Below are 15,301 nucleotides of genomic sequence, written 5' to 3'. Positions count from 1 at the left end.
CCAGACTTCACCTGACGCAAGAGAGCACCCATGACTTCACACACCCATACCAGCCCGCGCCCCGTCACCTCCGTGGCTGACGGCGGCACCCCCTACCGGGACCTCAACGGCAACGGGATCATGGATCCCTTCGAAAACCCGGACCTCAGCCCGCACGAACGCGCCGCCGACCTCGTGGGCCGCCTCAGCCTCGAGGAAAAGGCCGGGCTGATGTTCCACACCGTCATCGAAACCGGCCCGGACGGCACCCTGCTCGAGACACCCGGCAACATCAGCAAGTCGCCCACCAGCACCGTGATCCTGGGCAAGTTCATGAACCACTTCAACATCCACGCGCTGGGCACCGCCCGCGAGGCGGCCCGCTGGAGCAACGCCCTGCAGGCCCTTGCCGAGCAGACCCCGCACGGCATCCCGGTGACCATCTCCACCGACCCCCGCCACGCCTTCATCGAGAACTCCGGCGTCTCGTTCACTGCGGCCCATTTTTCGCAGTGGCCCGAGCCGATCGGACTGGCCGCCGTCGGCAGTGCGGAGCTGATCCGCCGCTTCGCCGAGATCGCCCGCAAGGAATACACCGCCGTCGGCATCCGCGCCGCCCTGCACCCCACGGTTGACCTCGCCACCGAGCCGCGCTGGTGCCGGCAGGCCGGAACCTTCGGGCAGGACTCGGACCTTAGCTCCAAGTACGTCGTCGAATACCTCCAGGGCTTCCAGGGCGACGAGCTGGGGCCGGACAGCGTCGCGTGCACCACCAAGCACTTCCCGGGCGGCGGGCCGCAGCGCGACGGCGAGGACGCCCACTTCCCCTACGGCCGCGAACAGGTCTACCCCGGCGGCCGCTTCGACGAGCACCTGGCACCGTTCCGCGCCGCCATCGCGGAGAAGACCAGCGCCATCATGCCCTATTACGGCATGCCGATCGGCGTCGAGCTGGACGGCGAACCGGTGGAGGAAGTCGGCTTCGGCTACAACAAGCAGATCATCACCGGCCTGCTCCGCGAGAAGCTCGGCTACGACGGCGTGGTGCTCAGCGACTGGGAGCTGGTCAACGACAACATCGTCGGAGACCAGGTGCTGCCGGCCCGGGCCTGGGGCGTCGAAGAGCTCACCGCGCCCGAGCGGATGCTGAAGATCCTGAACGCAGGCGTGGACCAGTTCGGCGGCGAGGAATGCACCGAACTGCTCCTCGGCCTGGTCCGGGACGGGCTGGTCAGCGAGGAACGGCTCGATGAGTCGGCCCGTCGGCTGCTCCTGGTCAAGTTCCAGCTCGGACTGTTCGACAACCCCTTCGTGGACGAGGACGCCGCGGCCGAAACCGTGGGCAACGCCGAGTTCCGGCGTGAAGGCCACCGCGCCCAGGCACAGTCCGTCACGGTGCTGGCCAACGGAACGCACGACGCCGGGACCGCACTGCCGCTGGCCGGCTCACCCGCCGTCTACGTGGAGGGCATGGACCCGCTGAGTTTCGACGGTTTCGGCACTGTAGTTCAGGACCCGGACCAGGCGGATGTTGCCGTGATCCGGCTGCACTCCCCCTGGGACCACCGCGACGACCTGTTCCTGGAGCAGCACTTCCACGCCGGAAGCCTGGACTTCCCGCCCGGGTTGGTTTCCCGGCTCCGCACCCTGGCCGCGAAGGTTCCGCTGATCATCGACGTGCGGCTGGACCGGCCTGCCATCCTCACGCCCCTGGCGGAGTTCGCCTCGGCCCTGGTGGGCACCTTCGGTGTCTCGGACGCGGCACTCCTCGATGCCCTGTTCGGGCGAATTGAGCCGCAGGGCAGCCTGCCCTTCGATATCCCGCGGTCCATGGACGCCGTGCGTGCTTCGCGCTCGGATGTCCCCGGAGACACCGCCGATCCCCTCTTCCCGTTCGGGCACGGCCTGCGCCTTCCGCACGTCCTGGCCGCCCACGCCCCGCGGTCCGGAACCGCCGCCGCTAGCCAGTCAGGACTGAGCTCATGAACCAGCGCTTCGAAGCCGCCCCGGGATTCTCCACCGCCAGCCGCCGCCAGCTCCTCGCCGGCGCGGCCGCCTTTGCCGTCACCGGACTCGCCGCCGCCACAGCGAAACCCGGCTTCGCAGCGGCAGGTGCGGAACCGGCGTCGTACTTTTCCCGCGCACGGAACCTGGGCGGGGTGGACCGCAACGTCATCACGCGCTGGGCCCAGGACACCTGGAAATCGCTGGTTGCCATGACCGATTCCACAACCGGCCTGCCGGCCGACTACATCGGCGAGTCCATCACCGCGCCGAAGCGCAGCGGCTTCACCTCGCCCACCAACATCGGCGGCTACATGTGGAGCACCGTGGTGGCCCGGGAGCTGAACATCATCAGCGCCAGCGAGTGCCGGGAGCGGCTCACCCGCACCCTCACCACCCTGGCCGGGCTCAAGCACCACGAGCCCAGCGGCATGCTCTACAACTGGTACGACGAAGCCACAGGGGAAGTCATCACCGTGTGGCCCGAGAACGGGAACCCCGTGGCGCCGTTCATGTCCAGCGTGGACAACGGCTGGTTCGCTGCCGCCCTGATGGTGGTCCGCAACGCAGAGCCGAAGGTGGCCGGGCTGGCCAACACCATTCTGGGCAGGATGGACTTCGGGATCTTCTACAACAAGGACGCCCGGCCCGGCATTGCCGCCGGGCTGCTGCGCGGCGGCTTCTACGACGTCAAACCGCCGGTGGAAACGGTCCAGGGCAACTACCTCGGCCGCGGCCCGGACGTCTACTACACGATGAACCACTACGACGTCACCAACTCCGAGCCGCGGATCGCCACATATATCGGCATTGCCCTGGGCCAGCTGCCGCCGGCGCACTACTTCGCCACCATGCGGGTCTTCCCGGACAGCTGCGACTGGTCGTGGCAGGAGCAGAAGCCGGCGGGCCAGACCCGGACGTACCAGGGCATCGACGTCTTCGAGGGCGCCTACACGTACCGCGGCATGCGGATCGTGCCGAGCTGGGGCGGGGACATGTTCGAGTCCCTCATGCCGGACCTGTTCGTTCCGGAGTCCAGCTGGGCGCCGAAGGCCTGGGGCATCAACCATCCGCTGACCGTCCGTGCCCAGCGCGAGTTCGGCCTGGACGACGCCAAGTACGGGTACTGGGGCTTCTCGCCGGCCAGCCACCCGAACGGCGGCTACTCCGAGTGGGGCGTCGATGCGCTGGGCATGAGCAGCGACGGCTACCCGTCCGACGTCGAACGCACCAGCGTGGACACCGGCTTCGACGGGTGCCGCCCGGCCGGCAATCCGACCCCGGCCTGGGGCGACGGCGTGGTGACTCCGCACGCCGCATTCCTCGCGATGGAATACGAGCCCCGCGAAGCGTACGACAACCTGGTCAAGATCGAACGCGACCTCGGCGCATACGGCGCCGGCGGCTTCTTCGATGCGGTGGCCGTCAAGTCCGGAACCGTCGCCCGGCGCTACCTCTCGCTGGACCAGGCCATGGTCCTGGGCGCGATCGGCAACGTCTTCGGCAACAACGTGATCCGCCGCAACTTCGTCCAGGGCGAGGTGGAAGCGGTCATCAAACCGCTGATCGAGGTCGAGGAGTTCGGCGCGGGCCTGGCCGGCTAGGACGCTCTCTCACTTCCCGGCGCCCCAACCCAAACGCTCTCTCACTTCCCGGCGCCGGGCGGCGGCGGGAATGGGGCCGGGGCCGGCAACCTACGGCTACATGTTCTCGGGCGCCTCGATGCCCAGCAGGTCCAGACCCTCGGTGAGCCTGTGGAGGACCAGTGTGCACAGGGCGAGCCGCGACTCGCGGACGGACTCGTCCGCTTTCAGGACGGGGCACTGGTCGTAGAACGAGGTGAAGAGCTGCGAGAGTTCGAACAGGTACGCACACAGACGGTGCGGCTCCAGCAGCTCGCCGACCCTCCGCAGCGTAGCGCCGTACTCCAGCAGGTGGAGCGCCAGGGCACGCTCGGCGGGTTCGACGACGGCGATCCTTACTCCCGCCGTCGGCTCCCCCTCGAGGGGCCCGGCCTCCGCCGTCCCCGGCGCAGCTCCCGCCGGAGCCCCGCCAACGGACACAGCCTCCCCCGCCTTCCGCAGGATGGAGCGGATCCTGGCGGCGGCGTACTGCACATACGGGCCGGTGTTCCCGCTCAGTGCCAGCATCCGGTCGAAGTCGAATACATACTCGGTATCATGCCCCACGGAGAGGTCTGCGTACTTCACGGCACCGATCCCCACCTGCCGGGCGGTCACGGCGCGTTCGTCCTCCGAGAGGTCGGGACGGCTCGCATCCACCACGGCGCGGGCGCGTTCCACGGCTTCGTCCAGCAGCGCCATGAGCTTCACCGGAGTGCCCGAGCGGGACTTCAGGATCTTGCCGTCTTCGCCCAGCACGTTGCCGATCTGCACATGAGTGGCCTCGACGGTGTCCGGCAGCCATCCGGCTTCGCGGGCGGTTTCAATGACCATCCGCAGGTGGACGTTCTGCGGCGCGCCAACGACGTACAGGATGCGGTCGGCATGGAGTTCGTGCACCCGGTACCGGATGGTGGCGAGGTCGGTCGTCGCGTACCCGTAGCCGCCGTCGGATTTGCGGATGATGAGCGGCAGCGGCTCGCCGTCCCTGCCGGTGAAGCCCGCGGGGAACGTGCACAGCGCGCCCTCGCTCACGCGGGCCAGGCCGCGCTCCTCCAGTTCCTGGCACAGCTGTGCTAAATGGGGATCGTACGAGCTTTCGCCGGCGATGTGCTCGTCCTCGAGGCTCACCCCCAGCGTGGCGTAGATGGCATTGAAGTAGACCTTCGAATGGTCCACCAGACGCTGCCAGACTTCCAGCGTCTCCTCGTGGGCCGACTGCAGCGACACCACGCGAAGGCGGGCCCGCGTCGCAAAGCTGTCCGGACCGGAATCGGAGTTGTCGAACTTCGCCCGCGCTGCCTGGTAGAACGCGCTGGGGTCCTCCACGAGCAGGGCGGCCTCGGGCGAATCCTCGCCGATCTCCAGCCAGTGCTCGATCAGCATGCCAAAGGGAGTTCCCCAGTCGCCGATGTGGTTCTGCCGCATCACCGTGTGGCCCAGCGCCTCAAGGACCCGGACCAGGCTGTCCCCCACCACGGTGGTGCGGAGGTGGCCAACGTGCATTTCCTTCGCAACGTTTGGGGAGGAATAGTCGACGACGACGCGACGGGCTTGCGTCTCCGGCCCGCCTTGCGGCTGGGGCGCCTGAGCCGTGTCAGCCTGGGCGTTGAGGAGTTCTTCGATCCACGTGCCGTCGAACGTGAGGTTGATGAAGCCGGGCCCGGAGATTTCCACGCCGGTGCAGAGTCCGTCGAGTTCCAGCGCCTCGACGATCCGGGCAGCGGCATCGCGTGGCGGGAGGCCCACCTTCTTGGCGAGGGCCATGGCGGCGTTGATCTGGATGTCCGCGAACTGCGAGGGCCGGACCACCGGATCGGTGTCGCGGAATTCTTCGCCGAACGCTTGGGCAATAGCTGCCTGGACTCTGGGGACAACCATCTCGGCCGGATTATTCACAAACTCAAAATTATCAGCCCAACCCCCTTCCGCCCCTCTCTCACTTCCTGCGGCTAAAGCCAAAACCCTCTCGCACTTTCTGCCGCCCCAAAAAGAAACGCTCTCTCACCTCCCTGCCGGCGGCAGCGGAGGTGAGAGAACGTTCAGAAAAAACCCACCACAGGTGAGAGAGCGTCCCGAAAAACCGGCAGGAACTGAGAGAGCGTCGGTAGTAGTCGGGACTGGCGGGTGTGCAGGCCGGGAAGGGGCGCTGAGGCCGGTAGGGGCTAGGCGTCCGTGCGGAAGACCTGGACCACGGACGGGCGCGGGGCGCGCGCCTGGCCGCGTGCCGGCGTCGTGCCTGCCGGAACGTAGTCCGGGAAGTACGAGTTGGGCGCGTCGAACGTGCCTTCCTCACCCGGGTGCTGCACGGAGACGAAAACGGTGCGCTCGTCGTCGTGGATGATCGGTCCGCAGGTCTCGCCGTCGCGGGGCACGGCCAGGAACTGCTCCACCTTGCCGCGTTCGGCGCCGTCGAGCGTCACCTTGAACAGGCCGTCCGCGCGGCCGATGCCGGAGGGGGCGCCGTCGGTGGAGATCCAGAGGTTGCCCACGGAGTCGAACGCGAGGTTGTCCGGGCAGGAGATCGGCGAGACCTGGTCCACCGGGAAGCCGGAGAAGTAGGTGACGTCGCCCTGGGCCGGATCGCCGCAGACCATCAGCAGGTTCCACGTGAACTTGGTGGAGGTCTGGTCGCCGGTTTCGGTGATCTCCACGATGTGGCCGTCGCGGTTGGCGTTGCGCGGGTTGATCTCGGTGGCGCCTTCCTTGCCCACCTTGCCGCGGTCGGAGTTGTTGGTGCAGGCCACGTAGACCTTGCCGGTGTGCAGGCTGGGCTGCACGTCCTCGCAGCGGTCCATCTTGGTGGGGCCCACCTTGTCGGCCGCGAGGCGGGTGTACACCAGGACTTCCTCGACGGTCATCCCGGGCACGGCCGAGGCGCCGTCAACCACCAGCGGCAGCCACTCGCCGGTGCCGTCGAACGAACCGTCGGACGGAACAGCGCCGGTGCCGGTGATCTCGGCCGCCGGCGAACTGCCGGTGAACTTGGCCACGTACAGGTTGCCCGCGGACAGCAGCGTCATGTTGTGCTTGCGGTCGCCCTCGCGGTACTTGTCCTTGGAGACGAACTTGTAGAGGTAGTCGAAGCGCTCGTCGTCGCCCGAGTAGGCCACCACATGGCCGGACTCGGCCACGATCACGTTGGCGCCCTCGTGCTTGAAGCGGCCCAGCGAGGAGTGCTTCTTCGGTGTGGAGGTGGGGTCGAACGGGTCGACTTCCACGATCCAGCCGAAGCGGTTGGCCTCGTTCCCGTAGCCGGTGTTGCGGGTGTCAAAGCGGGGATCGTCCAGTTCCCACTGGCGGGCCGTGGGCTTGTTCGTCAGGCCGTAGCGCTTGTCGTAGTCGGACGTGCCCGGGGAGACGAAGTAGCCGTTGAAGTTCTCTTCGCCGGAAAGGATGGTGCCCCAGGGGGTGGTGCCGCCTGAGCAGTTTCCGAGGGTTCCCTTGATCCAGCGGCCCGCATCATCGTCCTTGGTCTTAACCAGGGAGGAGCCCGCAACGGGACCCGTGAGTTCGTAGACGGTGCTGTTCAGGTAGCGGCGGTTAAGCCCGGCACCCTTGACGTAGCTCCACGGCTTGTTCTTGTTCTTCCGCTCCAGTTCCACCACCGTGAGGCCGTGCGCGGCGGCGCCGACTTTCCGGACATCCGCTGCCGGCATGCTGGCCGGGAACATGATGGCGTCGTTGGTGTACTCGTGGTTCGCGAACAGCACGGCGCGGCGGCCCTTGCTGCCCGGGATCTCCAGGATGTCGGAGTAGTCGTTGTTGTAGCCGAACTGCTGTTCCTGGGCGGCGGCCGTCTGGTTGTTGAGGTCGAAGTCCGGCGCGGTGTTGAAAATCGGGTCACCCCAGCGGATGACCGGCTGCCAGGTGAACCCTGCGGGCACGGTCATTTTGTCCACGTCCGCGGCGATGGACGGGATCGCGGTGAACTGCAGCTTGGACTTGCCGAAGCCGTCCTTTGCAGCGGCGGCGAGGCCGGTCCCGCCGTCGGCCACTGCCGTCCCGGCAGACGTTACTGCACTGCCGAGCACGACGGCGAGCGCGCCGGCGGCGCCGAAGCCGAGGGCGGCGCGGCGGGACATCGTGGCAGAGGCGATGTCGCGGAAGTAGCTGTTGGAGCTGGTGTTGCAGACCTCGCCCGAGCAGGCGTTGTCGCACTTCAGCGCACAGGTGACGGGGCTGCGCTTGCCTTTGGTGTGGCCGAGCATGGGTAGCAGGGCAAACTTACGTCCGGTCGTATCAGACATGGGGGCCTTCCAAGGGATGTGATGCGGTCCCGCCCACCCTTCCAGCGGATCCCTACCGGCAGTTGTCAGACAGGTGAAGATCCGGTGAACAGCACGGCGTGGACGCGGCGGAGGCGGTCCAGCCACCAGTCCCGGCGGTCGGGGGCAGCCGCGTAGCGCTCCAGCAGCCCGGCGTCGGCGGCGACGTCGCGGAGGCGGATGGCGCCGTCGTCGGCCACCAGCGGATCCAGCGTGATGTCCTGCTCAAAGAGGGAGACCGTTCCCAGCCCGCAGGCATAGGGCAGTTCGGGGAGCGCCGCCGCCAGGCCCAGTCCGGCCCTGATTCCCACAGACGTGTCCAGGGCGGAACTGACGACGGCGGGCAGCCCCGCTTGGGCGACAATGTCCAGGGCACGCCGTACTCCCCCAAGCGGCGCCACCTTCACCACGATGAGGTCTGCCGCGCCCGCCCGCGCCACACGGAGGGGGTCGGCTTCCTTGCGGACGCTTTCATCGGCGGCGATCAGCACGGGAACGCCGGCAGCCAGCAGCCGGCGGCGCACTTCGGCCAGTCCTTCGATGTCCGGCACCGGCTGCTCGGCGTATTCAAGCCCGACGGCGGACAGCCGGGTCAGTGCCTCGACCGCGGCGGGCACATCCCAGCCGCCGTTCGCGTCCACCCGGATGGCTGCGTCCGGGAGGGCGCTGCGGACGGCGGCAACCCGGGCGGCGTCGTCGTCGAGCGTTTGCCCGCGTTCGGCAACCTTGATCTTGACGGCGTCCACCCGGCCGAAACGGGCCAGGACGTCGGGAACACGGTCCGCGGCAACGGCGGGAACCGTGGCGTTGACGGGGATCACCGAACGGAGCGGCGGCGGAAATCCCTGCCAGCCGGCTTCGATGGCGGAGGCGAGCCAGCGGGAGGCTTCGGCGTCGTCGTATTCGGGGAAGGGGCAGAATTCCCCCCAGCCGAGCGGGCCGTCCAGCAGCAGTGCCTCACGCCGGGTGATGCCCCGGAACTTCACGCGCATGGGCAGGCTCACCACATGGGCGGACGCCGCAAGCTGCTCCAGCGAAGGCAAAGCCGGGAACGAGTCAGGGTGCTGGCGTACTGCGTCGGCGGGCATGATTTCACTCTACCGGCCGCGTCTGACGGTCACGGCTGAGGTTCATGTCTGAGGTCAGGGGGCCTGCGCTTTCAGCGTCTGGGCCGGCAAATCCTGGGCCAGCAAATGGTCAGCAAATCCTTGGTAGGGCCGGCGGCGACTGGGGGCGAGCTTCACGTTTTATGAGACTCGTCGCCGCCGGCCCAGCTCAAGGAGCCCCGGGCACGCATTCCCTGCGGTTAACCGCCTGGTCTGTTGCGGGGCGGCCGGTGTAAAACCCGGCCGGTAATAAAATCCTAGGGATTGGACTCCGGGCCCGCATGAGTGGGTGCTACTCGTTTTTACCGCCGGAAGGTACTCAAGGAAACGGCCATCACGCGCCGCCAGCAGCGCATGATGGCCGCCTCCGGTAAGCGGGCATTCAGTGGGCGTTTGACCCGGGGCTACCGGTGCCCGTGGTCGTCATCCTTGGCGCGGTCCAGCAGCTTGCAGATGTCCTTGGCGTTACGGATGCTGTTGTGCGTAATCTCGCCGGAGACTACTTCCTTCTGGTCGGTCGAAGAGTAGACAACCTTGCCGGACAGCCGCCCTTCCTTGAAGTAGAACGCCTTGGGCAGTCCCTCATCCTCAAAGGCCTTCTCCTCGGCCGGACTCATGGCATACACGAGGCCGGGACCGCGGCCGGAAAGGTAGGCGCTCAGGCCATCCGCAGCCAGCTTCATGGTGAAGGGCCCGGAGATGTCCAGCTCGTCGATGGTGGCCTTGTCCGAGTCGCGGGTCAGGTCCACGGTAATGTCGCCCCGATATTTGATCACCAGGGTTCCGTCGTCCTTCTTCTCGCCCTTGTACTGCAGCTCGCGCTCGTCACCGTATGACACCTTGATGGTGGTGTCGCAGGCCTCGAACTCGTAGTCCGCGTAGTACGCATCGGGAACGGAGACGTACTTCCCGTCGGTGTCCTGCGGGGGCCACGGACCCGCGGCACCTCCTCCGCCGTCGGATCCGGCAAACGCGGGGGCCGAAACCCCCGATAGCAGCGCCAGCGACAGGGTGGCGGGCAGGCACAAAATCCTCATTGTTCGGTTCATGGCAGCACTCCTGAAATGTGGCAGGAGCGGTGGCCCAGGAGCCTGTCCTGCCGATGTAATAACATCAAATGCCATCAAGGCGGCGAGACCAGTTGTGATGCGGTGATCTTGCGGCCGCTGTGTTCAGGCCTGCAATACGTTCAAGCTAGCGCCGCCGTCGCCGGGGTGTCAACGGGCATGGTTTTGCGGACGCCAATGCCCGGCGTGTCACCGTCCCGGGTCATTGGCATCCGCTACGGCCGCCGGCTTAGTGCTGATCGGCTGACGCCCGCTACGTCCCAGCGTAGGAAAAACTGCCACTGCCCGGCACGAGTATTTGCTACCTGTTTTGACGCAGGATTGTTGCCAGTGTCGGCGGCGGATACGGTGCTCCCCTCCCCCGGTCCAGCACCGGCCTCCGGCCTGTTCGCAGCTTTCTGTGGGACGCTGATGGTGATGAGCTCCCACCTTAGAGATTCCCGACGACGGCGGCCCGCCGGGCAGGTGCGCGGCGACGCGGCGCTGGGTGTGCTGTGCATCCTCGCGACGCTGGCCTGTGTGGCAGGCCTGATCGCGACATACTATTTCTTCGTCCGGACCACCACGGGCCAGTACATTGACGAATCCGCGCTGGTGGAGGCCGTGGCCATCCACGGGCCGACCGGGAAGGCCGCCACCAGGTTCCTGGACTGGCTGCCCACGGTGTCACTCGTGGTGGGCGCCGTCGTCGTCCTCTTCGTCACGGTGATCCGGAAGCGCTGGCGTGCCGCCGGCATTGCCGTTGGCGCGTGCGTCGGCGCGAACATCGCCACGCAGGTCCTGAAGGCCCTGTTGCCGGACCGGCCGTTTCGCGGCGTGGAAACCCTGGAGCTGAACTCGCTGCCGTCCGGCCACACCACGCTCGCTGCCTCCGCCGCGGCCGCGGTCTTCCTGATGGCGTCACCACGGTGGCGGCCGTTCGCAGGTTTTGCGGGTGGCAGCTTCGCGATCATTTCAGGGGTGTCCACCGTGGTGAACCAGTGGCACCGCCCGGCCGACGTAATTGCGGCTTTCCTGCTGGTGGGCGCTTTCGTCATCCCGGCCGGCTGGCTCATCATCCGCACCGGGAACGCCTGGAACGTGTGGGACGGCTTCGGCGGGCACTGGGCGTCGTCGCGCTGGTGGCTGCGGCTGCCGGGCCTGATCTGCCTGGTATTTGCCGCGGCCGCTGCGTTCCTGCTCACCCGCTACGTGCCCGGCGAGGGCGGCAGCGGCACGAGCTACTTCTGGGGCGGCATCTCGCTGATCGTGGTGGCCGGATACCTCGCCGCTGTGGCAACCACCGCTCTGTTCGCGTTTGCCGCACGACGGCGGGCGGGTGACAGTCCGGCTAGTTCAGGAACGAGGCGTTGAAGGAGTTCAGGTCCACCGGTACGCCGTTGAGGCTGTGCTCGAACTTCTGCTGAATGCCGATCCGCATGGTGCTGGCGGTGTTCCAGCCGCCGTACTGCACGGGGGCGGGCGCGAGGTAGTCGGCCGTCCAGGTGGAGTAGTTGAGGTTGGTGGCGGTGTTGGTGTCCCAGAGCGGCACGTCGGCGAAGGCCGTGCTGTTGCCCATGAGGTCCGGCCACATGCCGCTGCCGCTGTAGATGACCGGCCGCACGCCCATGCTGCGGACGCCGTCCACCATCTCGCGGGTCACCGGAGGGCTGCCCGGCTCAACGTCCAGGGCGAAGAACTGAAGCTGGGCCGCATACGGTCCCGCGGCGGTGATGCCGCCCCGCCAGCAGGTGGCGTCCCGCGTGTAGACGGCGATCTTCAGGCCTGCGTCCAGCGCCATCTTCAGCTGGGCCTGGGTCCTGGACCACGGGTCGCAAGTACCCCAGGCGGTGGAGTGCATCACGTAAAGCCGGATCCCGGCGTCGTACGCTTTTTTGAACCAGGCGGGATCAGAGATCGCGGCTGTGGTGTCCACTACCTTGACCGACGTGCCGGTGGCGGGCGGACGGACCTTGGCGGGCTGCATCTTCGCCTCCTGGACTGAGTCGGTGCGCGCTGCGCCTTGACGCGCTGACGCCGGCTGCAGCGCTGCCGCCTGGACGCCCGACTGGACGTCCGCCGTCGGCGCGGCCGCGGCGGGGGCCGAAACCGGTGCCGCGGCGGGGGCCGTGCCGAGGCCCAGCAGGAGGGGCAGTGCCGCGAGGGCGGCAACAAGGTTGATCTGAAGCAAAACGATACTCCTGGGTCTGGCCGGCCCGGTTGGATCGGGGGCAGGCATGGCGCAGCGAAGGCCGCGTTCGGGTGGGATGCGCAGTTGATCGAGCCCAGCTCCCGGTCAACCCGTGGGACCGCGCACAAGGAGCGCCGAGGTCCGCCCCCTACTTTACGGAAGTTGAGGCAGGTAGCGAAAAGCGGAAAACGAGTGTTGACCTGCCGGGTGCCTGATTGGTATGGCGCGGCGGAGTTCTGTCCCATTTACATTGCCGCCGGCGGGGGCCAGAATAAATCGCACAACAGCCTCCACTGGCTCAGCAGCGAGCTGCCTTCCGTACTGCTTATCCAGGGGGTTGCTTTCATGGCCGGCATCTACGATTCCAAGCTCTCCACCCGCGTGGATTTCCCGGCCCGGGCCAGGGCGGTTGCGTCGATTCCGTCACTGTTGAGGGTGCAGGGATTCCTGCGTACGCATGCCGGCCGCCAGCACAACCCCGGAATCTGCGACTTCACTTTGGGCAATCCGCACCAAATGCCGCAGGAGGCGTATGTTTCGGCACTGCGGGACCAGCTCGAACCCCGGAACGAAAGCTGGTTTGCGTACAAGACGAACGGCGCCGAAGCCCAGGTTGCCGCGGCCCACTCGCTGCAGCGCCTGCTCGAACTGCCCTTCGAGCCGGAGGACATCATGCTCACCACGGGCGGTTTCACGGCCATCGCCATGGCAATGAAGGCCGTGGCGGATCCTGGCGACGAGGTGCTTTACAGCCTGCCGCCATGGTTCCTGTACGAACCGATCATTGTTGAGGCCGGACTGGTGCCGGTTAAAGTGCACATCAACCCCGAGACGTTCGACCTGGACCTGATGGCCATTGCCTCCGCCATTACGCCGCGGACCAGGGTGGTGATCGTCAATACGCCCAACAACCCCACGGGCCGGATCTACCCGGAGACACTGCTGGTGAAGCTGGCCGCGATGCTGGAACTCGCCTCGGAGCGGAACGGGCGTCGGATCTACCTGCTGTCCGATGAGGCCCATAACCGGATTGTGTATGACGGCGCCCGCTTCCACAGCCCTAGCGAGTTTTATCCGTACACGCTGCTGGCATACTCCTACGGCAAGACGCACCTGGCTCCCGGCGAGCGCGTGGGGTACCTGGCGCTGCCACCCACCATGCCGGACCGGGAGGGCCTGCGCGAGATCCTGAGCGCCCTGCAGGTTGCCATGGGCTGGATCTACCCCAACGCCCTGCTCCAATACGCGCTGCCTGCGCTGGAGACGTTCACCATCGACGTCGGGCAGCTGCAGCGGAAGCGGGACCGCCTCTACGAGGAACTGACCGGGATGGGCTACCAGCTGCACCGGCCGGAAGGCTCGTTCTACCTCTTTGTGCACTCGCCCGTGCCCGACGACGAAGCCTTCACCGAAACCCTGGCCACCCGGAACGTCTATGTGCTGCCGGGCGTCCTGTTTGAAACACCAGGGTTCTTCAGGATCTCGCTGACCGCCAACGAGGACATGGTGGAACGCAGCCTGCCCGTGTTCGCAGAGGCAATCCGGTTCGCGGAAGTCGGGTAGGGGCGGAATGCACCCGCCGTTCGGTCGAACACGCCGGGCCGTGTGTTGACTCACCGCTGGTCGCGGAGGAATATCGCAGGTGTCCGCACCGGCGCTGTCAGGGCTCCCGCCGCCGTGCAGCGCGGGTGGCCCCAGCCGGAAGAAGGATCGCCCATGTCCATATTCGCCACCACTCCCGAAAGCCAGGCGTTCGGCCAAAAGGCGAAGATTTACGACGACGAGCTCCGGTCCCGCGGTTACGTCGCCAAGCATGCCAAGGATCTGGCGGTGAACCCGGAAGCGTACCTGGCGTTCGAGGCGCTCATCAGCGCCATCACCCAGAACATGGATCTGCGGCGCTACGAGCTGGTCACGCTTGCCGCCGCCCAGGCGCTCGGATCCGCCCACTGCCGGCTTGCCCACGGGCTGAAGGCACTGCGTGCCATTGACGAGGAAGAGCTGATTCAGATCGCCCGGGACTACCACAACGCGGGGCTGTCACCGGCGGAGGTGGCCATGATGGAGTACGCCGAACGGATCAGCACCGACGCCGTGAACATGACGGACTCGGACACGCTGGAGCTCAGGGACCACGGCTTCACCGACCGGGAAATCCTGGACATCACCCTCGCGGCCGGCGCCCGCAATTACCTGAGCCGCGTGCTGCAGGCCATCGCGGCCGAGGTGGACGTTCCCACCAAGCTCTCCCCGCAGCTCCGCAGCGCCCTGCTGGCGCCGCTGGCGAAGTACGGAGCCGCCGCGAAGCCCCGCCACCGGGACGACTGAACCGGCCGCCGTCGCCCGTTCCTTTGGCGTACGCCAAGGCCGTAACCGGAAAACCGCTCGTCTTCCCCGTCGGGCAGCCGGGATTCGTGTTCGGCGGAGGCGACGAGTGCCCTGATGGACTCCATGGCGCGCGCCCTAACTAACCCTGCCGGCGGTACGTGGCTTCGACCACCTGGTACGGGTCGTATCCCGGAACCAGGTTGTGCATGGTGATGCGTCCGCCGTTGCCGCTGCCGGGCTCGACGTGGATCTGCCAGCCCCAGTCGGGACCTTCCGGGGCGGGATACGTGCAGGCCAGCCGGACCACGCCGTCGTCGTCGATGGTCCCGGACAGGGTGAGCCACTGCGGCGCCGCATGGAAGGAGTCCACCCACACCGCCGTCGCGCCCGTTCCGGAAGCGTGGGAGTCCGACGGCGGCGCCTCGCCTGCCGCCGTCGCCTCGCCCGCCGCGTTGGCGTCACCCGCCGGGCCCGAGTCCGCCGGGCCCGAGTCCGCCGGGCCTGAGCCCAGGAGCAGCAGGCCGTTCTGCGGCTGGCCCTCGTGCGACCACGTGTACTCGATGGTCACGTAGTCCTTGGCCGTCACGGCGACCGTCGCGGCCGACACTGATTCCTGGTACTCATCCGTGGGCATGAACCGGAAACGGTTGTGGCCCTGCCAGCTTCCGGTGAAGGGCGCCAAAACTTCGACAATTTTCATACGGGCAGTCTGTCCCGGATCCGCCCTCACCGCTAGTGGCGCCACGCCAGCGCGGCG

Annotated in this window: 11 protein-coding genes; 5 read left to right on the top strand and 6 right to left on the bottom strand. The window is 67.3% G+C overall.

The features are described 5' to 3' along the window. The first annotated feature begins 30 nt into the window (after positions 1-30). On the top strand, positions 31-1,965 hold the full coding sequence (locus PV761_RS12155) for a glycoside hydrolase family 3 N-terminal domain-containing protein (RefSeq protein ID WP_347897032.1): 1,935 nt from the start codon (positions 31-33) through the stop codon (positions 1,963-1,965). Further along, complete coding sequence (locus PV761_RS12150) at positions 1,962-3,587, top strand: glucoamylase family protein (RefSeq protein ID WP_347897030.1); 1,626 nt, start codon at positions 1,962-1,964, stop codon at positions 3,585-3,587. Before PV761_RS12155 ends, PV761_RS12150 begins: the two co-directional genes overlap by 4 nt. Before the next feature lie 96 nt (positions 3,588-3,683). On the opposite strand, the gene argS is transcribed toward PV761_RS12150, so the two are convergent. The 4 genes from argS to PV761_RS12130 all read right to left on the bottom strand — a co-directional run bounded on the left by argS (position 3,684) and on the right by PV761_RS12130 (position 10,028). Beyond that, on the bottom strand, positions 3,684-5,486 hold the full coding sequence (gene argS, locus PV761_RS12145; RefSeq protein WP_347897028.1) for an arginine--tRNA ligase: 1,803 nt from the start codon (positions 5,484-5,486) through the stop codon (positions 3,684-3,686). A gap of 284 nt (positions 5,487-5,770) precedes the next feature. Continuing rightward, positions 5,771-7,855, bottom strand: coding sequence for a PhoX family phosphatase (locus PV761_RS12140; protein ID WP_347897026.1), 2,085 nt, complete (start codon positions 7,853-7,855; stop codon positions 5,771-5,773). A gap of 65 nt (positions 7,856-7,920) precedes the next feature. Continuing rightward, positions 7,921-8,961, bottom strand: a complete 1,041-nt coding sequence (locus PV761_RS12135; protein WP_347897024.1) for an o-succinylbenzoate synthase — start codon at positions 8,959-8,961, stop codon at positions 7,921-7,923. A 422-nt stretch (positions 8,962-9,383) separates the two neighbouring features. Further along, positions 9,384-10,028: a hypothetical protein gene (locus PV761_RS12130; protein WP_347897022.1), complete on the bottom strand. Its 645-nt coding sequence runs from the start codon at positions 10,026-10,028 to the stop codon at positions 9,384-9,386. 429 nt (positions 10,029-10,457) lie between these two features. On the opposite strand from PV761_RS12130, the gene PV761_RS12125 reads away from it, so the two are divergent. Then, positions 10,458-11,399, top strand: coding sequence for a phosphatase PAP2 family protein (locus PV761_RS12125; protein WP_347897020.1), 942 nt, complete (start codon positions 10,458-10,460; stop codon positions 11,397-11,399). Here PV761_RS12125 and PV761_RS12120 read toward each other — a convergent pair. Continuing rightward, positions 11,377-12,216, bottom strand: a complete 840-nt coding sequence (locus tag PV761_RS12120; RefSeq protein WP_347897018.1) for a hypothetical protein — start codon at positions 12,214-12,216, stop codon at positions 11,377-11,379. The two genes, PV761_RS12125 and PV761_RS12120, sit on opposite strands and share 23 nt — an antisense overlap. 345 nt (positions 12,217-12,561) lie before the next feature. Here PV761_RS12120 and PV761_RS12115 point away from each other — a divergent pair, with 345 nt between their 5' ends. After that, positions 12,562-13,779: an aminotransferase class I/II-fold pyridoxal phosphate-dependent enzyme gene (locus tag PV761_RS12115; RefSeq protein WP_347897016.1), complete on the top strand. Its 1,218-nt coding sequence runs from the start codon at positions 12,562-12,564 to the stop codon at positions 13,777-13,779. 153 nt (positions 13,780-13,932) lie between these two features. Further along, positions 13,933-14,544, top strand: coding sequence for a carboxymuconolactone decarboxylase family protein (locus PV761_RS12110; RefSeq protein ID WP_028271557.1), 612 nt, complete (start codon positions 13,933-13,935; stop codon positions 14,542-14,544). Positions 14,545-14,683: 139 nt separating this feature from the next. Here the strand turns inward: PV761_RS12110 and PV761_RS12105 are convergent, their stop codons facing one another. Then, entirely contained in the window at positions 14,684-15,244 is a 561-nt protein-coding gene (locus PV761_RS12105; RefSeq protein ID WP_347897014.1) for a DUF1579 domain-containing protein, read from the bottom strand. Between the last annotated feature and the right edge of the window lie 57 nt (positions 15,245-15,301).

The organism is Arthrobacter sp. CC3 (genome assembly GCF_039907775.1).
Lineage (GTDB): Bacteria > Actinomycetota > Actinomycetes > Actinomycetales > Micrococcaceae > Arthrobacter.
This window is presented reverse-complemented; position numbering and strand designations above follow the sequence as displayed.

Excerpts from the sequence above, each read along its gene's own strand:
- PV761_RS12155 (WP_347897032.1), top strand. The coding sequence starts at position 31 with ATGACTTCACACACCCATACCAGCCCGCGCCCCGTCACCTCCGTGGCT.
- PV761_RS12150 (WP_347897030.1), top strand. The coding sequence starts at position 1,962 with ATGAACCAGCGCTTCGAAGCCGCCCCGGGATTCTCCACCGCCAGCCGC.
- argS (WP_347897028.1), bottom strand. The coding sequence starts at position 5,486 with ATGGTTGTCCCCAGAGTCCAGGCAGCTATTGCCCAAGCGTTCGGCGAA.
- PV761_RS12140 (WP_347897026.1), bottom strand. The coding sequence starts at position 7,855 with ATGTCTGATACGACCGGACGTAAGTTTGCCCTGCTACCCATGCTCGGC.
- PV761_RS12135 (WP_347897024.1), bottom strand. The coding sequence starts at position 8,961 with ATGCCCGCCGACGCAGTACGCCAGCACCCTGACTCGTTCCCGGCTTTG.
- PV761_RS12130 (WP_347897022.1), bottom strand. The coding sequence starts at position 10,028 with ATGAACCGAACAATGAGGATTTTGTGCCTGCCCGCCACCCTGTCGCTG.
- PV761_RS12125 (WP_347897020.1), top strand. The coding sequence starts at position 10,458 with ATGGTGATGAGCTCCCACCTTAGAGATTCCCGACGACGGCGGCCCGCC.
- PV761_RS12115 (WP_347897016.1), top strand. The coding sequence starts at position 12,562 with ATGGCCGGCATCTACGATTCCAAGCTCTCCACCCGCGTGGATTTCCCG.
- PV761_RS12110 (WP_028271557.1), top strand. The coding sequence starts at position 13,933 with ATGTCCATATTCGCCACCACTCCCGAAAGCCAGGCGTTCGGCCAAAAG.
- PV761_RS12105 (WP_347897014.1), bottom strand. The coding sequence starts at position 15,244 with ATGAAAATTGTCGAAGTTTTGGCGCCCTTCACCGGAAGCTGGCAGGGC.